Raw genomic sequence first — 18,321 nt, forward strand, 5'->3', positions numbered from 1 at the left:
GTTTATTCGTAGTAGACTTCTTCTTCGATGACCACCGGCATGATGGAGACGCTATAGCCCGGGTCGTCGGCGCCGGTGATGCGTATCAGCGAGCGGTAATCGGCAAAGTGGAGCGTGATGCGGGAAGACGAAAAGCGCGACAGGATGTCCATGACCGGCCGGGCGGCCAGGGAGAAGGTGTCGAATTGTCCTTGGGCCTGGCACGGCAACGGTTCCACCCCGGCCCCGGTTTCGTGGCCGGGGGTGGAGACGGTGAGGGTCTCCTGCTGCACGTCGAACACCGCCACGTAGTTGTTGTCCGTGGCAAAGATGGCGATGCGGTCAAGAGAGTCCAAGAGCTCCTCGCGGTCCACGGTGACGTGGCCCTGGTAGCTGCTCTCCACCGAGGAAAGCAGGTTCCGGTAGTCGTAGAAGGGCAGGTCCCGCAGCGGCAGGCTCATGGTCTCGCGCCGGTCCTGGGTACGCACGAAGAGCCTGGTCCCCTGGCGGGCGATTTCCACCGGGCCTTCGGGCAGCCATTTGCGCAGGTCTTGGAGATACTTTTTGGGGGCCAGAAGCTCCGGGGCCAGGGCCTGGGCAAGGTCGGGATGCTCGATGGTGGCGAGTGCGATCTTGAGGCCGTCGAGGCCGCAAAACTCCACCTGTTCGTCCTGGGCGGTGATCTTGAGGCAGGTCATGCTGCCGAGGGTGTCGTCGTCGGCCACGCAAAAGAGGATGCGGTCGAGGAGGTGACGCAGCTCATGGCCGTCGATCTGGGCGGTCGGGCCCGGGGGGAATGGGGTCGTGGGCTGGTACCAGGCCGGGTCGCTCACCGCGAGTTTGTAGGACCGGGGACCCTGGGTGAGGTGGAGTACCGATTCTCCGGGGTTGGCGCGCAGGCTCATGGGCCCGGGCGGCAGCTTGCGCACCAGGTCGGCCAGGTATTTGCCTTGGGCGCCCAGGGTGCCGGCGCGTTCCACTTCGGCTGGATATGTGCCGCAGAACTCCAAGGCGGAGTCGGTGGCGGAGACGGTCAAGGTCCCGTCTTCGGCGCGCAGCCACACGGTGCGCAAGTAGGCGGCGCCGGTGCGGGTGGGGGTGATGCTGGTGGCCTGGAGAAGGCCGTCCACGATGTCTTCCTGACGCAAGGTCACAAGCATGGGGCATTCCTTACTCGGTTGAAGGGCTGGACGCGGGCCGGATGCGGCGGGTGATTTCGTGCACCTGGGCTTTGCGCCCCGGGTCTCGGGCCATGTCGCTCTCCACCTTGCGGCAGGCGTAGATGGCCGTGGTGTGATCCCGTCCGCCAAAGAGCCGGGCGAGTTCCGGGTACGAGAGGCGCAGGTGCTTGCGGCACAGGTACATGGCCACATGCCGCGCCCAGGTGATGGTCCGTTGGCGGCCATGGGCCACCAGGTCTTCGCGGCGTATCCCCAAGGTCTGGCTCACGGCGTCCATGATGTCGTGGGTCGTGATGGGGGCGGCTTGGGCCGGTGTGGTGGAATAGCTCAGGATCTTGAAGAATTCGTCGTCGGAAATCTGTGGAGAAACGAGATCCGTGTAGGCCAGCAGCTTGAGCAGGCTCCCTTCGAGCAGCCGCATGTCTGTAAACCGCTGGGCGAGCAGGACCTCCCGGTCGCGGGAGAGCGCCAGCCCATGGCGTTGGCGCCAGCGGTGGACAAATTGGAGGCGCACGTCGAGGTCCGGGGCCTTGAGGGCGATCATGAGCCCCCACTCCAGGCGGGAGCGGAGTTTGGGCTGGAGAAAGCTGCAGGCCGCAAGCGTTCCGGTGCAGGAGAAGACCATCTGGCGCCGGTGTGCGTGGAAACGGTCGAAGAGCAGGATGAGTTCCCCTTGGAGCGTGTCGTGGAACTCCAGGTCCTGGAGGTCGTCGAGGATGAAGACCTCATGGCTGAGTACCCAGGAGCGGGCGTCGCTGCGGCGGTCGTATTCCGTGGCCAGATCGGCCACGGTGCTGGCGAGAATCCGCTGCCCTTGCTTGGCCTTGGCGTTGGCAATGGCCCGCAGGAGAAAGGTCTTGCCGGAGCCGGATTCGCCGCACACGGTGAGCGGATTGAAGCGGGCGCTCTGGTCTTCGGCCACTTCCCGGGCCGAGGCCAGGGGAAAGGCGTTTTTGCTGTTGGCGAGGAATTCGTCCAGCCGGAATTCTTCGCCAAAGGGGAGTACCTGAGGGGCGAGACGCACCGTGATCCCGTGCGGCGCGAAAGCTTGGGCAAGAAGCGGCAGGACGCTCTCGGAAAACCAGGGCGCCATGTCCGGCTGGCGGAGGCGCACGCAGAGTTCGGTCCCTTCCTGGGAGAAGTCCACGGTGTCGAACCACCCTTCCATCTCCGGCGCGGAGAGGACGGTCCGCAGCGCCTGGCGCACGCTGTCGCGCAAGGTATGGAGGTCTGGGGTCGTCATGTTTACTCGCAGCAATAATTGCCGTAACACCGGTTTCCGAACGCCTGCATGCGGCAGCAACCAGCACGAGGAGGCCATATGGGGACACACAAAGTGCACCGGAGCATCGCGGAAATCAATGAGAAGATCCGTCAGGGCAAGGCCGTGGTCGTTACGGCGGCAGAAATGACCCGCCTAGTGCGCACGGAAGGGAAGGTCAAGGCCGCCCAAACCGTGGACGTGGTCACTACCGGCACTTTCTCGCCCATGTGCTCCTCGGGGTTGCTTTTCAATATCGGTCAAAAGAACCCGCCTACCATCAAGGTGGCCAAAATGTGGCTCAATGGCGTGCCCTGCTACTGCGGGGTGGCGGCAGTGGACGCCTATATCGGCGCCACCGAGCCCACCGAAGAAGACCCTTTGAACAAGGTCCATCCCGGGCAGTTCAAGTACGGCGGCGGCCACGTCATCGAGGACTTGGTGCGCGGCAAGTCCGTGCACCTGCGGGCCACGGCCTACGGCACCGATTGCTATCCCCGTCGGGAGTTGGAAAAGGACATTACCCTGGCGGAGTTGCGCAATGCGGTGCTGCTCAACCCGCGCAACTGCTACCAGAACTACAACTGCGCCATCAACCGTTCCCGGCGCATCAAATATACGTACATGGGCCCGCTCAAGCCCGGCATGGGCAACGCCAACTACGCCACCGCCGGCGAGCTGAGTCCGCTTTTCAATGATCCGTATCTGCGCACCATCGGCCTGGGGACGCGCATCTTTCTCGGCGGCGGCGTGGGCTACGTCATCGGCGCCGGCACCCAGCACGTGGAGGCGCCGCCGCGCAATGCCCGGGGCATTCCGCTTGCGCCTTCAGCCACCTTGATGCTCAAAGGCGAGCTTGCGGGCATGAATGCCCGCTATCTGCGCGGGGTGAGCATCTTGGGCTATGGGTGCTCCCTGGCCGTGGGCGTGGGCATCCCCATCCCCATCCTCGACGAGGACATGGCCTGGTTTACGGGCGTTGCCGATGCGGACATCCAGGTGCCGGTGGTGGACTATGGCGAAGATTATCCCAATTGTCGGCCCAGTGCCTACGGACACGTCACCTTTGCGGAGCTCAAAAGCGGGTCCATCACCATCGAAGGCAAACGCGTGCCCACCGTGCCGCTCACCAGTTATGCCTTGTCCCTGGAGATCGCCGGGGAGCTCAAACGCTGGATCGAGGAAGGGCGGTTTCTGCTCACCGAGCCCCAGGAACCCATCATCTCCCGGTGACCATCATGGCCGCGGACGTCTGGTGGTGGAATCTGCGGGCAGCCCGGCGCTCGCCCTACGAAGTGCGCATGAAACGCCTGCTCAAGGCCGTTGGGCTGGGGGGCGTGGTGCGTTCCGGAGATCTGGTGGCCGTGAAGCTCCATTTTGGCGAGCAGGGCACCACGGCCCACGTGCAGCCCCTGGAGCTTGCCCCCATTGTGGCCTTTCTCCGCAAATGCGGCGGGGCGCCGTTTCTCACGGACACCAACACCCTCTACGTGGGCCAGCGCGGCGAGGCCGTATCCCACGCCTTGCAGGCCGCCCGCCACGGGTTCGACCCCAATCTCTTGGGCGCGCCGGTGATCATCGCCGATGGGCTCAAAAGCGGCAACGAGCGCGTTGTGCCTGTGCGGGGCAAGCATTTTCAGCAGGCCTATCTGGCGGGCGATATCATGGATGCGGATGTGCTTGTCACCGTGTCCCATTTCAAGGGGCATGAGTTGGCGGGTTTTGGCGGGGCCCTCAAGAACCTGGGGATGGGGTGCGCCACGCGGCGGGGCAAGATGCACCAGCACGGCGGCCTGGGGCCGGACGTCCATCCGGAGCACTGTGTGGGGTGCGGGCATTGTGAGGAAGTATGCGCGGCCAAGGCCCTGCGTCTGGACGCCCACAAGCGGATCACCTTCCATCGGGCGGCGTGCGTGGGGTGCGCGGCGTGTTTTCTCGTCTGCCGCCACAGCGCCCTGCACGTGGATTGGCGCACGGATATCACGGCGTTTTTGGAGCGCATGGCCGAATATGCGGCCGCTGCTTTGGTGTCGCGGCCTCGGCCTTCGGTGCATCTGGCCTTCGTGCGCGCCGTGACCCCAGGGTGCGACTGTCTCGGCTATTCCGACGCCCCCATTTGTCCGGACATCGGGGTGCTTGCCTCTACGGATCCCGTGGCCTTGGATCAGGCCTGCCTGGATCTGGTCAATGCCGCGCCGCCCTTGTACCCGAGCGCTTTGCCCGAGGGGCTGGCTCCTGGGGACGACAAGTTTCATGCCCTGCACCCTGGGGTGCACGGGGAGCGGCTTTTGGCGTATGCCGAAACTTTGGGCCTGGGGCAGCGGGAGTACCGTTTGCGGGAGATTTAGGGCCGCCTGCCGTGTTGGGGCTGGACAAGGCGGTGAGGCTGTCTATATGAACGCCGCTTCCGACGCACTTTTTGAGGGAGGATGGATCATGGCTCATAAGAAGATTGAACGCCGCAAGGAACTGGACCGTCGCCGCAAGCGCCGCGAGGAGCGGCTCAAAGCCCGTATCAAGGAAGCCAAAGCGGCTGCGGCCAAGGCCAAAAAATAACTCTATCTGTAGAGGCGGAGGAACCGACTATGCCCATCTACGAATACCGCTGCGAGGAGTGCCATCAAGTCTTCGAGGAGTGGCAGAAAGACTTCGTGGAGCGCACCATGCGCTGCCCCATCTGCGGAAGCGAATCCCATCGCGTGATCTCCAACACGTCGTTCATCTTGAAGGGCGGAGGATGGTACGCTTCCGGCTACTGCAAAGAGGGGGGCAACGGGCAGAAAAAGGCCGAGTCCGGGGCGTCGTGTTCGTGCACGTCGAGCTCGTGTTCTTCCTCGACATCATCGGACGCCTAACCCCCCGCACCACGCAGGCAGCTTCGGCTGCCTGTTTCATTTGCTAAGGACCTGCTATGATTGAGCGCTACACCCGCCCGGAAATGGGCGCTTTGTGGAGTTTGGAGCGAAAATTCCAGGCCTGGCTGGACGTGGAACTCGCCGTATGCGAGGCATGGTGCGAGCTGGGCGTCATCCCGGAGGCGGCCATGGCCGAGATCCGCGCCAAGGCCGGTTTCGATACGGCCCGCATCCTGGAGCTGGAAGAGACCACGCGGCACGATGTCATCGCCTTTCTCACGGCGGTGGAGGAGCGCGTGGGCGAGGCGGCGCGCTACATCCATTTGGGGTGCACTTCTTCGGACATCGTGGATACCGCTGGCGCCCTGCTCCTGGTGGAAGCCGGGCAGAAGATCCGCCAAGGGCTGGTGGCGCTGCTGGAGACCCTCAAGCGTCTGGCCCTGGAACACAAGGGACGGCTGTGCATGGGCCGCACCCACGGCATCCACGCCGAGCCCACCAGCTTTGGGCTCAAGATGCTCGGGTTCTACGCGGAATTTTCCCGGCATCTGACACGCCTCGACGCTGCGGTGGAAAACATGCGCGTGGGCAAGATCTCCGGCGCGGTGGGTACGTACGCCATGCTCTCCCCCGAGGTGGAGCGCCGGGCGCTGCATCGCCTCGGCCTGGCCGTGGACCCGGTGTCCACCCAGATCCTCCAGCGCGATCGTCACGCCCAGTTGCTCACGGCCCTCGCCCTGCTTGCCGGCGGCGTGGAGCGTTTGTGTGTCGAGCTCAGGCATCTGCAGCGCACCGAGGTCCTGGAGGTGGAAGAAGGCTTTGCCCCGGGCCAGAAAGGCTCTTCGGCCATGCCGCACAAAAAGAATCCCATCTCCGCCGAGAACCTGGCGGGCCTGGCGCGGCTGGTACGCACCAACAGCCTGGCGGCCATGGAGAACATGGCCCTGTGGCACGAGCGCGACATCAGCCACTCCTCTGTGGAGCGGGTGATCTTCCCCGACTCCACCATCCTTGTGGACTACATGCTCCACCGCCTGCGCCGGGTGCTCGAGGGCTTGCGCGTCATCCCCGAGAACATGGAGCGGAACCTCATGGGCTCCTACGGGCTCTTCTTTTCCCAGCGGGTGCTCCTGGCCCTGGTGGAGGCCGGCTGGCCGCGGCAAAAGGCTTACGAGGCGGTGCAGAAGGTGGCCATGGCCTGCTGGAACGAACGCCGCTCCTTTCCCGAGGCCGTGCGCGCCGACGCCACCTTGAGCGCGGCGCTTTCTGCCGAAGCCTTGGATGCCCTTTTCGATGCCCGGTTCTATCTGCGCCACGAAGACGCCATCTTTACGCGCGTGTTGGGAGGGGCATGATGCGCCGGCGCCTTGCCCAGCTCTTGCTGGAAAAGTCGTACCTGGAAGGGGAATTCACCCTCACCTCGGGCAAAAAGAGCGACTACTATTTCGACTGCAAGCCGACGGCCCTGCATCCCGAAGGGGCCTATCTCATCGGCCGGCTGCTGGTGGAGGAACTCAAAAAACTCGGCGGTGTGGACGGGGTGGCCGGCATGACCTTGGGTGCGGATCCGCTGGTTTCGGCCGTGACCGTGGTGTCGTATCTGGAAGGCATGCCGCTTGCGGGCATTATCGTGCGCAAGAACCCCAAGGGCCACGGCACCAACCGCTATCTGGAGGGCCTGACCAACTTCGCCCCCGGCGCGCGGGTGGCCTTGCTGGAAGACGTGGTCACCACCGGCGGCACCTTGCTGACCACCATCGAGCGGGTGCAGGCCGAAGGGCTCACCGTGGCGGCGGTGCTCTGCGTGCTGGACCGCGAGGAAGGCGGCCGCGCCCGGCTTGCCGAGGCCGGCTTCGAGCTCCATGCCTTGTTCACCCGGGCCGAGCTCTTGGCGGCTGGCACAGGGGGCGGTCCCGAGGGGCAGCGCCTTGCGGAGGGGCGATGATGGTCGGCGGCGTGGATTGGGCGCTCCTTGGCCGGGCAGTGGCGGTGTGGGCGGTGCTCCTCGTGGTGGCGGTGGCAAGCGGCGGGGTGCGAGAACTTGTCCTTGCCCCGCGCCTGGGCGCTGCGCTGGCGCTCACGGTCGGGGGACTGTGGCTGTGTTTTGCCGTGGTTGCCGTGGCCTATGGAGCCGCGCCGTGGTTGGGGGTTCGTGAGGGACGTGGGCTGCTCCTCTTGGGCTTGGGCTGGCTGGGACTCACCCTGGCCTTCGAGACCATCTTTGGCCTGGTGCGCGGCCAGACTCTGGCCGAGCTCGGTGCGGCATATTCTTTTCGGGGGGGCAATCTCTGGCCCGTGGTGCTCGTGGTGATCGTGTTTGCCCCGTGCTTGGCGGCCTGGATGCGGGGATGGCGGTAGGCCCCCTCAGGAAAGGCGCGTCCTGCTTGGGGCCCGAGAGGGCGCTTGGCCGCCGAGGGCATCGTGGCTCGCTGCGATGGACGTCCGTTTCCTGCATTTGACAGTGCGCTTTTCCTCTCCCTAAACACGGGGCAGTCTGTGCAGGGAGGGCGTATGCGTATTGAGACTTTGGCCCTTGGGCCGCTGGAAACCAATTGTTACGTGGTCGGGGACGACACCCGGGCAGTGGTCATCGACCCCGGCGGCGAGCCTGAAGTGGTACTGGCAGCGCTTGAGGGCCGGACCCTGGAGGCCATCCTCGCCACCCATTTCCACTTCGATCACATTCAAGGCATCGCTGGCGTGGCCGAGGCCACGGGCGCCCCGGTCTGGGCCGATCCCCGTGAGGCCTCGCTTTTGGACACCGAACTCGGCGCCGGCGGCATGTGGGGCTTTCCCCGCACCCCCGCCTTTTCCTGGACGCCGGTGGAACCCGGCGAACACCAGCTTCTCGGCATCCCGTGCCAGATCCTGAGCACCCCCGGCCATAGCCCGGGCGGGCTCTCCTTCTATTTCCCCTCCTTGGGGGCAGTGTTCGTGGGCGACCTCCTCTTTTATCGCTCCGTGGGGCGCACGGATTTTCCGGGCAGCTCGGCTGCGGTGCTGGAACGCTCGGTGCGCGAGCGGATCTTCACCCTGCCGGAGGCGACCCGCGTCTATCCCGGCCACGGACCAGCCACCACCGTGGGCGACGAAATGCGCCACAATCCATTTTTTTCGCCTTTTCAGGCATGATGCGTGGGGGCTTATGGCGGAAATCGACCTGCGCCGCGTATGCTGAGGCTTGATGCGGGATGCCAGTTGGCATCTGCGTTTTGCCACGGCGCCGGAAGTGGTGATGCTGGTGCGGCCCGAAGGCCTGGATGCGGTGCTGGAGGCGCGCTGGCTGGAGCCGGATTGGCAGGCGGACGCCGAGACGGTCGCCCCGGACACGGTGCGGGTGGTGTGGCGGCGCAAAACGTATGGAACTGGTCCTGAGCCTTTCCCCGCATAAAGGGGGCACGACGGAGACCCTGGCTGCGGCCGTGGCGGGCATGCGCCAGGCGCGGTGTCTCTTTTTGCGGGATTTTCACATAACCCCGTGCCGGGGCTGCGGGGCTTGCCGTCAGGGGGTGTGTCCCCTGGCGGCAGGTGACGATGCCGAGGCGCTGTTTGCCCGAGTGGGTGCGGCTTCTCGGCTCATGGTGGCCGCACCGGTGTACTTCTACCATGTGCCGGCCTTGGCCAAGGCGTGGATCGACCGGGCCCAGAGCCGCTATTGGTCCGGGCCGCCTGCGGCAGCCCCCAAGCCCGCCGCCGCGCTGCTCGTGGCAGGCAGACCGCGGGGGGAGGAGCTTTTTTCAGGTATTGTGCGCACGCTGCGGTTTTTCTTGCCGTATCTGGGCTTTGCCTTGGGGCCTGTGGTGGAGTTGCGCGGCGTGGAAGGGCCTGGGGATCTGGATGCACGCCTTTGGGAGGCGGTGCGCGGGAGGCTTTCCGCCTGGCCGCACCCGGAGGGCGGATGATGGGCAATTGGGGGGCGTGGCTTGGCCGTCGCTGCCAGGGCTGTGGTGCGGTAGTGGCCGAAGGCTGGCTGTGCGCGCAATGCTCTCGGCATATGCCGCGTCAGACGCATTCCTTTTGTCCGCGCTGTGGGGAGATCCGTGCGGGGGCGGCAGGGGCGCCGCTGGTGTGCGGCCGCTGCCGTCTGGACCCGCCGCCGTGGAGCGCGGTGGCCTTTTGGGGGGGATACGCCGGGCTTTTGCGCCGGCTTTTGGTGCGCTTGAAATTTGCCGGCGAGCTGGGCCTCGTGGGGGTTTTGGGCTGGATGATGGCCGAGGCGGTGCAGGAGCGGGGGCTTGTGGCCGATGTGGTGGTGCCGGTGCCCATGCGCCCCTCGGGGTTGGCGGAGCGTGGCTTCAACCAGAGTGTGGAGCTGGCCCGGGTGCTTTCCCGGCGCATGGGCTGGCCGATGCGCCAGCTACTCACCAAGATTCGGGACACCGAGCGCCAGGCACGGCTTTCGTGCGCCGAGCGCCAGGCGAACGTGGCTGGGGCCTTTGTATCGGCGCCGGTACCTGGGCTGCGCGTGGCCGTGGTGGATGACATCATGACAACCGGGGCCACGGCCCGGGCGTGTGCCTGGGCGTTGAAGGCCGCAGGGGCGCGGGAGGTATGGTGCGCGGTGGTGGCACGGGCATGAGGGTGGGCAGCAGATGGTGGATCGGCGCCGGGCTGGGGCTGATGCTGGCCGCCCTGGTGGGGGCGCTGCTGGTGGCGCGGATGGCCGAGCGTGCTGCGGCCCAGCGGGTGGCATGGGCTCAGGTGGAAGCGGGACTCGCCCACATGGAGGCGGCGGTGCGCCGTCTGGACGCAGAGGCGGTCATGCTGGAGGCCGCGGCCCAGCAGCCAGGCTTGCGCCTGCATATTCAGGGGGCGCTGGACGATGTCCTGGCCGGGCTGCTCCAGGGCATTCACCGCGTGCGGGTGGCTGCGGATCCGGTCTTGGGGGCGGAGGCGGTGCAGCTGGTGCTCAGGAAGGCCCTGGAGTTTGAGGACGCCTGCCGGCTCCTGGCTTCCTTGAAGGAGGGGGCTTCTACCGAGGATTGGCGGCACCAGGCAGGGCGCATGCTGGATGCCCGGCAAGGGTTGGTGGCTGCCATAGGGGAGGTGCGTCGCGGGGGGGCGGGGATGCAGGACTCCGAGGCGAGCTGGTGGCCGCTGCTGGTCCTCGCGGCAATGGGGCTGCTCTTTGGTGCATGGGGGCTGGGGCGCCTTGGTGGTGCAGATTTGCCCTCTGCCGGGGCGACGCGCCCCCTTGAGGACGTTTCGGTGCTCGACGCCCTGCCCGTGCCCGTGGTGCTGGTGGATGCGGCGGGCATGGTGCGCCGGGTCAATGGTGCGGCAGCGACCCTTTTGGGTGTCGAGCCTGCCGTGGACCCAGGCTATCCGTGGTCCGTGCTTGAGGGGGGCGGATCGGCATTGGATTTGGGTTCGTTTCTCACGCGGGAGGTGCGCCTGCTTCGGAGCGATGGGACCGCGGTCTGGGTGATGCGCATGGTTGCTCCCTTTGGGGTGGGGGGCGAGCAGTATTGGCTCGTTGTGCTGTGGGACATCTCCCGGCGCCGGGATGTGGAGCAGACGCTTCGGGCCGAGGTGGAGCGGTGGCGGGGCATTGTCGAGAGCCTGGAGTGCGGTCTGCTCGCGGTGGATGGCTCCCGACAGGTGGTGGCCGCCAATGCCGCTTGGGCCCGCCTTTTGGGGCGGGCGCCGGCGGAAGTCGCGGGGATGTCGGTGCGTAAGGCAGCCCCGTGGCTTCGCGATCATGACCCAGGGGTATGGGTGGGGGAGTGCAGTGGCGCGTGGGTGCTGGGCCGCGTCGCCCCGTGGCCTCAGGAGGGAGACGGCGCTCGGGTGCTGGTGGCCATGGACGCGACCGCGGCCTATACGCGCGGCATGGACGCAGGGCGACGGCTGGTATTGGAACGCTGCCTTGGGATCTTGGCGCGTATCCAAGCGGAAGTGGCGCGTTTGGGCGAGGCGGAGATCTCCCTGCGGTGTCTTATCCAGACGCTGCAGGCGCTGGTGGAGTTGCGCCTTGGCTGGCGCCCTTTGGTCCTAAGCGAAGTGGTGTTGCGGCCTTTTTTACGGCGGTTTTTCGAGCAGGCGCGTGCGCAGGGGGAGCTTTGGGGCGTCTCGGTGCACGTGGGCCAAGGGCGATTGCCGGAAAGGTGCCGGGTGGATGCGGTCATGCTCCGGCAGGCCATGGAGCAGCTCTTTTGGGGCGCGTGCATGCGCGCCCGTGGGAGACGAGTGCTCATCAGCGTGGATGAGGCCCCCAGTGATAACCCGGGCACAGCCCTGGTGACTTTCGGGGTGCAGGCCCCTGGGGAGCCGCCGAACATCCCTCAAACCCTGGACATGCTTTTGGGGGACGAGCTCTTGGACGGCGAGGCACTTCATTTGGTGGTGGCGGAGCTTACCCTGCGCCGTCTCGGGGCTCGGGGGATCGCTCGCCATCAGGGTCCCTTGGGGACGGAGCTCGGATTTTCCGTGGAGCTGGAGGTGCTGCCTTCGCCGCAGGAGGAGGAATCCTTGCCCGGCCCATCGCCCGAAGCGCCTCGGCCCGCCGAAGCGATGCCGCCGACTCCTTCGCCGGCCTTGAGACCTGCATCCGTTGCCTCAGGATTTCGAGTCCTGATCGCGGAAGACAACCCCTTCAATGCGGCGCTCCTGGAGTCGCTTCTGGTGCGGCTGGGGGCGCGGCGGACCATGATCGTGGAGGATGGGACGCGCTTGGTGGAGGTGGCGCTTCAGGACCTCACCGGCTTTGATCTGGCGGTGGTGGACGTGGAGATGCCAAAGCTTTCCGGTCCGGAGGCGGTGGCGCGGCTGCGGGCCCAGGGGGTGATGCTGCCGGTGGTGGCCATCACCGCCCATGACGACCCGGCTATGGAGACGGCCTGCTTGGAGGCAGGGATTTCTGCGGTGCTCGCCAAGCCGTATGATGCTGTGCAAGTGGCGGCGGTGCTGCGTCAGCTGGGATTTGCGGTGGATGCATGATGGTGCTCGACGCCCTCTGGAGTCTTGCCTTGATCGCGGCCTTTGGTCTGCACGTCTTTTCCTTGCCAGCCAATTGGATTCTACTTGGGCTTTTTGCCCTGGCGGCCGTGATGGAACCCCATACGGTGACCGTGGGAGTGTGGGTGGTGCTGGTGTTTGTAGCCGCGGCTGGGGAAGCGGCGGAATGGCTCCTGCAGGATCGCGAGGCCCGTCGCGCTGGGGCCTCTGCCCAGGGAAGCATCTTTGCTATGGTGGGGGCAGTGGTGGGCGCCATTACGGGCGCGCCTGTGGCCTTTGGTCTGGGAGCGCTTTTGGGAGCAGTACTGGGGGCCTATGGCGGGTGCCTATTGGGGGAGATGATGCGTGGAGTGCCCTTGGCTCAGGCCCGCACGGCTGCCTGGGGGGCCATGCGTGGCCGGGTGGGCGGCATGGTGGTGAAGATGTCCTTGGGCGCGGGTATGCTCGTTTTCATGCTTCTTCGCCTCTGGGAGACCTAGTGTCGATTGGCCAGCCGCACGCCGCAGAGCACCAAGATTCCACCAACCACAAGGGAGAAGTCGATGGGTTCTCCCAAAAGCATCCAGGCCAGGAATACCGCACATACCGGCACGAGGTTGATGAATACCCCTGCCCGGGGCGCGCCCACCACCTGGATGCCCCGGACATACCAGGTAAAGGCTACCCCTGTGGCCAGGACTCCCAAAAAGACGATGTTGGTCCAATCCAGGAGCGTGGCCGTAAGGGCGTGTTCGATAACGCCGCTTTGGAGTGCCGGTAGGGTGAGGAACACAGTTCCGGCCACGCATGCCCAGGTGACAGCAGTAAGGGGTTCCATACGTCGGGTGGCCCGGACATTGAGGATGGAATAGGCGCTCCAGCTCACCACACATCCGAGGATATGCAGGTCCCCTGCCGTAAGGCCGGTGGAAAAAAGGCGCCACGGGACCCCGTGGGCGAGCACGGTGCCCGCCCCGGTAAGGGCCACAAGCGCGCCGCCGATCACCTGCGGCCGCCAGCCCTGGGGGCTGGCTAGGGTGATCACCAGCGGTGCGGTGGCGATGATGAGCGCTGCCCGGCCCGCTGGCACGCTGGCAAGACCGGTGAAAAAGAAATAGTTGTAGGCAAAGATGCCCGTGGCCCCCAAAAGGGAGATCACCCCCAGGTGACGCGGCGGTTTGGGGATGGCGCCGGTGCGCCACCAGGTCCAGCCCAAAAGAAAGATCGAAGCCACTACAAAGCGCAACAAGGCCGCGGAAAACGAGGGCATGCTTTGGGCAAGCAGCCGGCCGGAAATCCACGTTCCGCCCCACAGCACCACGGAACCCACCAATTGGGCATACACACGCAGCATGGCACCCTCCGCAAAGGCCGCTCCCTAGACCTGGAATCGTGTAGGGGCAAGCAGAATCCATGGTTGGCGTCGTGCCCGGAGGTCTGTGGTGGGAAACGTAGGCCGTGCCCCAGGGCCGGCATCTTTCAAAGTCCGTACAGACGCATGAGCGTGTGGTGGGCGCTTGACACGGGTCGGGGCCTTCGTTAGGTCTTCATATCAAGATATTTTGATATGAGCACTTCTTGGATCGAACCTCTTCTGCTGCAGACCAAGTCCTTGGCCGATGTGACCCGCCTGCGGTTGGTGGCCATCCTGGCTGCCCATGAACTCACTGTGGGGGAGACGGTGGCCGTGCTCGGCATGGGGCAGTCGCGCATCTCCCGCCATCTCAAGATCTTGGTGGATGCGGGGCTGTTGACCTGCACGCGCAGCGGCGCATGGGCTTTGTACCGGGTGTCGGACCCGGTGCCGCCGGTGTTGGCCTCGGTCCTGAAGCTTCTCGAAGAAGACCCCGAAGTGCAGGCGGACCGGCAGCGGGCCGTGGCCGTGCTCGCCGAGCGTCGCGGCCGGGTAGTGCGCTTTTTCGACGCCGTGGCCCAGGATTGGAAGAGCCTCTCTCAGGAGATCCTGGGGGATTTCGACCTGGACGGCGCGGTGTTGGCGCGTTTGGACGGGGCTTCGGTGGTGGTGGACTTGGGCTGTGGCCCTGGATTTTTGCTGGAGCGCTTGGCCGCAGCAGGCAAGCAGGCCGTGGGCGTGGATCATTCGCCGCGGATGCTGGAGGCAGCGGCCCGGCGGGTAGGTGCGTACTCCACCATCAGTCTGCGCCTGGGAGACCTGGCCCACCTGCCGGTGCGTGATGCCGAGGCGGACGGCGCGGTGCTCTCGTTGGTGCTCCATCACCTCTCGCATCCCCAGGAGGTCCTGGCTGAGGCAGCGCGGGCCGTGCGTCCGGGCGGGCGGCTGGTGCTGGCGGACTATCTTTCCCATGGCGAGGAGCGGCTGCGCCGGCGCCATGGCGATCATTGGCTTGGATTCCGTCTCGAAGACCTGACCTCCTGGGTGGAGGCCGCAGGGTTTTTCGTGGAGACGGTGGAGGAATATCCTTTGCCCAGCCGTGTGCGCCTGGTGGTACTGGCGGCCGAGCGGCGTGGGCCACGCGTTGGGGGCGTATCCCTCAAGGAGCACACATGACCAAACCACTTGACCTTTCCCTGCCGTACAAGGTGGCGGATATGAGTCTGGCCGATTGGGGCACCAAGGAGATGCAATTGTCGGAGCGGGAGATGCCGGGGCTCATGGCCCTCATGGATCGCTACGGAAAATCCAAGCCCTTGGCAGGCCTTCGGGTCTCCGGCAGTCTGCACATGACCATCCAGACGGCCATGCTCATCAAGACCCTGCACACCTTGGGCGCGGACGTGCGCTGGGCCTCGTGCAACATCTTCTCCACTCAGGACCATGCCGCCGCCGCAGTGGTGGATCAGGGGCTGGCCGCGGTCTTCGCCTGGAAGGGCGAGACCTTGGAAGACTATTGGTGGTGCACGGAGATGGCCCTCACCTGGCCTGACGGCACAGGTCCGGACCTCATCGTGGACGACGGCGGCGACGCCACCTTGCTGGTGCACCAGGGGGTGCGCGCCGAGCGGGACCCCTCTTTTCTTCAGGAGCCCACGGACAACAAGGAGTGGGCCTGCGTGGTGGAGCGCCTCAAGCTTTCTCTCGCCACGGCCCCGGGCAAATGGACGGCCATGGCCAAGAAGATCCGCGGCGTCTCCGAGGAGACCACCACCGGTGTGCACCGCCTCTACCAGATGGCCAAGGCCGGGGAACTGCTGTTTCCGGCCTACAACGTCAACGATTCGGTGACCAAGTCCAAGTTCGACAACCTCTACGGCTGCCGGGAGTCTCTGGCTGACGGCATCAAGCGGGCCACGGACATCATGGTGGCCGGCAAGGTGGTGGTGGTGTGCGGCTACGGCGACGTAGGCAAAGGGTGTGCCCAGTCCATGCGCGGTTTCGGCGCCCGGGTGCTGGTGACCGAGTGTGACCCCATCTGCGCCTTGCAGGCGGTCATGGAGGGCTATGAGGTCACGGTCATGGACGAGGCCTGCGAGCGGGGCGACATCTTCGTGACCGCCACCGGCAACTACCACGTCATCCGCGGCGAGCACCTGGAGCGTATGAAGGATGAGGCCATTGTGTGCAACATCGGCCACTTCGACAACGAGATCGACATGGGCTACTTCGAGCGCACCCCGGGCTGCCGCCGCATCCCCATCAAGCCGCAGGTGGACAAATGGGTGCTGCCCTCGGGCAAGAGCATCATCGTCCTGGCTGAGGGGCGATTGGTGAACCTCGGCTGTGCCACCGGGCACCCGAGTTTTGTCATGTCCAACTCCTTCACCAACCAGGTGCTCGCCCAGATCGACCTTGCCACCCACACCTATCCGCCCCAGGTCATGACTCTGCCCAAACGCCTGGACGAGGAGGTGGCCCGCCTCCATCTGGAGCGTCTGGGCGTCAAACTGGAGCGGCTCACCCCGGAGCAGGCCGCCTACATCGGCGTATCCGTGGATGGTCCTTTCAAACCCGATCATTACCGCTACTAAGGAGCGCGCCATGATCCTCAATGCTGATCACTATCTGTTCACGTCCGAGTCCGTCACCGAAGGCCATCCCGACAAGGTGGCGGACCAGATCTCCGATGCGGTGCTCGACTGCCTCATCGCCCAGGACCCGCATGCCCGCGTGGCCTGCGAGACCATGGTGACCACCGGCATGGCCATCATCGCCGGCGAGATCACCACCACCGCCTATGCCGACCTGCCGGAGATCGTCCGCACCACGGTGCGCGAGATCGGCTACGTGAGCTCGGACATGGGCTTTGACGCCACCACCTGCGCCGTACTCTCCTCCATCGACAAGCAGTCTCCGGATATCGCCATGGGCGTGGACCGCTCCCGGCCCGAAGACCAGGGCGCGGGCGACCAGGGCATGATGTTCGGCTACGCCACCACCGAGACCCCCACGCTCATGCCCGCCCCCATCTACTTTGCCCACGCCCTCTCCCGCCGCCTGGCCGAGGTGCGCAAATCCGGGGTGCTGCCTTTCCTGCGGCCGGACGGCAAGACCCAGGTGTCGGTGGAGTACCGCAAAGGCAAGCCGGTACGCATCGACAACGTGGTGGTGTCCTCCCAGCACAGCCCGGATGTGGCCTATGCGGACCTGGCCGCAGCCATCGAGGCCGAGGTCATCCGCAAGACCCTGCCCGCCGGGATGCTCGACGACCAGACCCGCATCTACATCAACACTACGGGCCGGTTCGTGGTGGGCGGTCCCTTGGCCGACTGCGGGCTCACGGGCCGCAAGATTATCAACGACACCTACGGCGGCATGGGCAACCATGGCGGCGGCGCCTTTTCGGGCAAGGATCCTTCCAAGGTGGACCGCTCCGGCGCCTACATGGCCCGCTACGTGGCCAAAAACGTCGTGGCCGCAGGTCTGGCGCAGACCTGCGAGGTGCAGATTGCCTACGCCATCGGCGTGGCCGAGCCGGTGTCGGTTTTGGTCACCACCGGCGGCACCGGCGTGGTGCCCGACGAGGTGCTCACCCGGGCGGTGCGCGAGGTCTTTGACCTGCGCCCGTACTTCATCATCAAGCGCCTCAACCTCATCCAGCCCATCTACAAGCAGACCGCCTGCTACGGCCATTTTGGCCGCGAGGACGTGACCTTCCCCTGGGAAGTGACCGACGCCGTGGACGACCTGCGCACTGCCGCGAAAGTCTAGCACGTGGGCCGGGGAAACCCGGCCCGTGTTTTTGGGAGGCCCTATGGCGATGCTTGTGGCGGATATCGGCGGCACCCATGCCCGCTTTGCGGTGGCAGAAGCGGTGGACGGCGCGGCTCCGCGCTTGGCGCGCACTGTCACCGTGCCCACGGCCGCGGCTGCGGATCTCGCAGGACTCGTGGCATTGGCCCTGGAGCGCGGCTTGGGGCTGCACCCCCAGGATGCCCAGGGCACGGTCCTGGCAGTGGCCGGCGCGGTGCAGGACGGCCGGGCCTGGCTGCCCAACGCCGGGCTCACGGTGGACGCCCAGGATGCGTGCCTGGCAGGGCGGGCGGTGGTCCTGAACGACTTCGTGGCCCAGGCGTACGCCACCCTGCATCCGGAGGTCTGGGCCTCGTGCCAGGTGCTCCAGGAGGGGGTGGCGCGGTCGGGCCCCCGGGCCGTGGCTGGCGCGGGTACGGGGTTTGGCGCCTGCGTGCTGGTGCCTGAGGAGGCCGGCTGGGTGCCGCTTGCTACCGAGATGGGGCATACGCCCTTTCCCTTCCTCCCTACGGAACAGGACCTGCAGGAGCGCATCCTCGCCGAGGCGGGCGAGGCCATCCTGGACGCCGTGGTCTCGGGCCCGGGCCTTTCCCGGGTGCACGCCTGGTGCACGGGCAAGACCATGGCCCCGGCAGCCGTGGCAGAGGCCATCTCTCCCACGCACCCCACGTGTGCGGCCTTTGCCCGGCTCTATGGCCGCGCCCTGCGCATCCTTGCCCTCACGAGTCTGCCGACCTCCGGCCTCTTTGTGGCCGGCGGCGTGGCGGCCAAAAATCCCTTTCTGGTGGAGCATCCGGCGTTTCTCGAGGAGTTTTGCGCCTGCCGGGGCTACGAGGTTATGCTTGCCGCTTTCCCGGTGCGGCTTGTCACCCATCCTGATGCCGGGCTCTTGGGCGCGGCGGTGGCGGGGTGCAAGCGGCGCTGGGTGGTCTGAGCTGC

19 protein-coding genes are annotated in these 18,321 nt (G+C 66.0%); 16 read left to right on the forward strand and 3 right to left on the reverse strand.

The genetic code is table 11. The annotated features are described in order from the left end of the window. Positions 1-2 precede the first annotated feature (2 nt). Positions 3-1,139, reverse strand: a complete 1,137-nt coding sequence (locus QMF81_RS03135; RefSeq protein ID WP_281751933.1) for a DNA polymerase III subunit beta — start codon at positions 1,137-1,139, stop codon at positions 3-5. A 10-nt stretch (positions 1,140-1,149) separates the two neighbouring features. After that, positions 1,150-2,403: a DnaA/Hda family protein gene (locus tag QMF81_RS03140; RefSeq protein WP_281751935.1), complete on the reverse strand. Its 1,254-nt coding sequence runs from the start codon at positions 2,401-2,403 to the stop codon at positions 1,150-1,152. Positions 2,404-2,481: 78 nt separating this feature from the next. On the opposite strand from QMF81_RS03140, the gene QMF81_RS03145 reads away from it, so the two are divergent. The 12 genes from QMF81_RS03145 to QMF81_RS03200 all read left to right on the forward strand — a co-directional run bounded on the left by QMF81_RS03145 (position 2,482) and on the right by QMF81_RS03200 (position 12,712). Further along, on the forward strand, positions 2,482-3,654 hold the full coding sequence (locus QMF81_RS03145) for a homocysteine biosynthesis protein (RefSeq protein WP_281751937.1): 1,173 nt from the start codon (positions 2,482-2,484) through the stop codon (positions 3,652-3,654). 5 nt (positions 3,655-3,659) lie between these two features. Continuing rightward, positions 3,660-4,769 (forward strand): DUF362 domain-containing protein, encoded by a 1,110-nt coding sequence (locus tag QMF81_RS03150; RefSeq protein WP_281751939.1) that lies wholly within the window; start codon positions 3,660-3,662, stop codon positions 4,767-4,769. Between the two features lie 237 nt (positions 4,770-5,006). After that, complete coding sequence (locus QMF81_RS03155) at positions 5,007-5,276, forward strand: zinc ribbon domain-containing protein (RefSeq protein WP_281751941.1); 270 nt, start codon at positions 5,007-5,009, stop codon at positions 5,274-5,276. A 56-nt stretch (positions 5,277-5,332) separates the two neighbouring features. Continuing rightward, positions 5,333-6,631, forward strand: coding sequence for an adenylosuccinate lyase (gene purB, locus QMF81_RS03160; protein WP_281751943.1), 1,299 nt, complete (start codon positions 5,333-5,335; stop codon positions 6,629-6,631). Next, positions 6,631-7,221: an orotate phosphoribosyltransferase gene (gene pyrE, locus QMF81_RS03165; protein WP_281752917.1), complete on the forward strand. Its 591-nt coding sequence runs from the start codon at positions 6,631-6,633 to the stop codon at positions 7,219-7,221. The genes purB and pyrE overlap by 1 nt, the downstream gene beginning before the upstream one ends. After that, entirely contained in the window at positions 7,218-7,634 is a 417-nt protein-coding gene (locus tag QMF81_RS03170; RefSeq protein ID WP_281751945.1) for a hypothetical protein, read from the forward strand. Before pyrE ends, QMF81_RS03170 begins: the two co-directional genes overlap by 4 nt. A 153-nt stretch (positions 7,635-7,787) precedes the next feature. Next, on the forward strand, positions 7,788-8,408 hold the full coding sequence (locus QMF81_RS03175; protein ID WP_281751947.1) for an MBL fold metallo-hydrolase: 621 nt from the start codon (positions 7,788-7,790) through the stop codon (positions 8,406-8,408). A 52-nt stretch (positions 8,409-8,460) separates the two neighbouring features. Continuing rightward, positions 8,461-8,667 carry a hypothetical protein gene (locus QMF81_RS03180; protein ID WP_281751949.1) on the forward strand — a complete coding sequence of 69 codons (207 nt, stop codon included), beginning with the start codon at positions 8,461-8,463 and terminating at the stop codon, positions 8,665-8,667. Next, on the forward strand, positions 8,636-9,178 hold the full coding sequence (locus QMF81_RS03185) for a flavodoxin family protein (RefSeq protein ID WP_281751951.1): 543 nt from the start codon (positions 8,636-8,638) through the stop codon (positions 9,176-9,178). The genes QMF81_RS03180 and QMF81_RS03185 overlap by 32 nt, the downstream gene beginning before the upstream one ends. Continuing rightward, entirely contained in the window at positions 9,175-9,855 is a 681-nt protein-coding gene (locus QMF81_RS03190) for a ComF family protein (RefSeq protein ID WP_281751953.1), read from the forward strand. The genes QMF81_RS03185 and QMF81_RS03190 overlap by 4 nt, the downstream gene beginning before the upstream one ends. Continuing rightward, entirely contained in the window at positions 9,828-12,215 is a 2,388-nt protein-coding gene (locus QMF81_RS03195; protein WP_281751955.1) for a response regulator, read from the forward strand. The genes QMF81_RS03190 and QMF81_RS03195 overlap by 28 nt, the downstream gene beginning before the upstream one ends. Further along, positions 12,212-12,712, forward strand: coding sequence for a DUF456 domain-containing protein (locus tag QMF81_RS03200; RefSeq protein WP_281751957.1), 501 nt, complete (start codon positions 12,212-12,214; stop codon positions 12,710-12,712). Before QMF81_RS03195 ends, QMF81_RS03200 begins: the two co-directional genes overlap by 4 nt. Here QMF81_RS03200 and QMF81_RS03205 read toward each other — a convergent pair. Continuing rightward, positions 12,709-13,566 carry a DMT family transporter gene (locus QMF81_RS03205; protein ID WP_281751958.1) on the reverse strand — a complete coding sequence of 286 codons (858 nt, stop codon included), beginning with the start codon at positions 13,564-13,566 and terminating at the stop codon, positions 12,709-12,711. The genes QMF81_RS03200 and QMF81_RS03205 overlap by 4 nt on opposite strands. A 213-nt stretch (positions 13,567-13,779) precedes the next feature. On the opposite strand from QMF81_RS03205, the gene QMF81_RS03210 reads away from it, so the two are divergent. Genes QMF81_RS03210 through QMF81_RS03225 form a run of 4 tightly spaced genes read left to right on the forward strand, consistent with a single transcriptional unit; the run spans position 13,780 to position 18,316 of the window. Next, positions 13,780-14,742 carry a metalloregulator ArsR/SmtB family transcription factor gene (locus QMF81_RS03210; RefSeq protein WP_281751961.1) on the forward strand — a complete coding sequence of 321 codons (963 nt, stop codon included), beginning with the start codon at positions 13,780-13,782 and terminating at the stop codon, positions 14,740-14,742. Then, positions 14,739-16,160, forward strand: coding sequence for an adenosylhomocysteinase (gene ahcY / locus QMF81_RS03215; protein WP_281751963.1), 1,422 nt, complete (start codon positions 14,739-14,741; stop codon positions 16,158-16,160). The genes QMF81_RS03210 and ahcY overlap by 4 nt, the downstream gene beginning before the upstream one ends. Before the next feature lie 10 nt (positions 16,161-16,170). Further along, positions 16,171-17,340 (forward strand): methionine adenosyltransferase, encoded by a 1,170-nt coding sequence (gene metK, locus QMF81_RS03220; RefSeq protein ID WP_281751964.1) that lies wholly within the window; start codon positions 16,171-16,173, stop codon positions 17,338-17,340. A gap of 43 nt (positions 17,341-17,383) precedes the next feature. Further along, the gene (locus QMF81_RS03225; protein ID WP_281751967.1) at positions 17,384-18,316 is read left to right on the forward strand and encodes a glucokinase; all 933 of its coding nucleotides are present in this window, start codon (positions 17,384-17,386) and stop codon (positions 18,314-18,316) included. Positions 18,317-18,321: the final 5 nt, after the last annotated feature.

Origin of the sequence: Thermodesulfomicrobium sp. WS (assembly GCF_027925145.1) — a bacterium.
In the GTDB taxonomy this organism is placed as follows: domain Bacteria; phylum Desulfobacterota; class Desulfovibrionia; order Desulfovibrionales; family Desulfomicrobiaceae; genus Thermodesulfomicrobium.

Bases quoted from the DNA above. Each gene is read 5' to 3' on its own strand.
- QMF81_RS03170 (WP_281751945.1), top strand. From the start codon at position 7,218: ATGATGGTCGGCGGCGTGGATTGGGCGCTCCTTGGCCGGGCAGTGGCG.
- QMF81_RS03210 (WP_281751961.1), top strand. From the start codon at position 13,780: ATGAGCACTTCTTGGATCGAACCTCTTCTGCTGCAGACCAAGTCCTTG.
- QMF81_RS03225 (WP_281751967.1), top strand. From the start codon at position 17,384: ATGGCGATGCTTGTGGCGGATATCGGCGGCACCCATGCCCGCTTTGCG.
- QMF81_RS03195 (WP_281751955.1), top strand. From the start codon at position 9,828: ATGGTGCGCGGTGGTGGCACGGGCATGAGGGTGGGCAGCAGATGGTGG.
- QMF81_RS03140 (WP_281751935.1), bottom strand. From the start codon at position 2,403: ATGACGACCCCAGACCTCCATACCTTGCGCGACAGCGTGCGCCAGGCG.
- QMF81_RS03145 (WP_281751937.1), top strand. From the start codon at position 2,482: ATGGGGACACACAAAGTGCACCGGAGCATCGCGGAAATCAATGAGAAG.
- QMF81_RS03205 (WP_281751958.1), bottom strand. From the start codon at position 13,566: ATGCTGCGTGTGTATGCCCAATTGGTGGGTTCCGTGGTGCTGTGGGGC.
- QMF81_RS03190 (WP_281751953.1), top strand. From the start codon at position 9,175: ATGATGGGCAATTGGGGGGCGTGGCTTGGCCGTCGCTGCCAGGGCTGT.
- QMF81_RS03150 (WP_281751939.1), top strand. From the start codon at position 3,660: ATGGCCGCGGACGTCTGGTGGTGGAATCTGCGGGCAGCCCGGCGCTCG.
- QMF81_RS03175 (WP_281751947.1), top strand. From the start codon at position 7,788: ATGCGTATTGAGACTTTGGCCCTTGGGCCGCTGGAAACCAATTGTTAC.
- QMF81_RS03135 (WP_281751933.1), bottom strand. From the start codon at position 1,139: ATGCTTGTGACCTTGCGTCAGGAAGACATCGTGGACGGCCTTCTCCAG.
- metK (WP_281751964.1), top strand. From the start codon at position 16,171: ATGATCCTCAATGCTGATCACTATCTGTTCACGTCCGAGTCCGTCACC.
- QMF81_RS03185 (WP_281751951.1), top strand. From the start codon at position 8,636: ATGGAACTGGTCCTGAGCCTTTCCCCGCATAAAGGGGGCACGACGGAG.
- QMF81_RS03155 (WP_281751941.1), top strand. From the start codon at position 5,007: ATGCCCATCTACGAATACCGCTGCGAGGAGTGCCATCAAGTCTTCGAG.
- QMF81_RS03180 (WP_281751949.1), top strand. From the start codon at position 8,461: ATGCGGGATGCCAGTTGGCATCTGCGTTTTGCCACGGCGCCGGAAGTG.
- purB (WP_281751943.1), top strand. From the start codon at position 5,333: ATGATTGAGCGCTACACCCGCCCGGAAATGGGCGCTTTGTGGAGTTTG.
- QMF81_RS03200 (WP_281751957.1), top strand. From the start codon at position 12,212: ATGATGGTGCTCGACGCCCTCTGGAGTCTTGCCTTGATCGCGGCCTTT.
- ahcY (WP_281751963.1), top strand. From the start codon at position 14,739: ATGACCAAACCACTTGACCTTTCCCTGCCGTACAAGGTGGCGGATATG.
- pyrE (WP_281752917.1), top strand. From the start codon at position 6,631: ATGCGCCGGCGCCTTGCCCAGCTCTTGCTGGAAAAGTCGTACCTGGAA.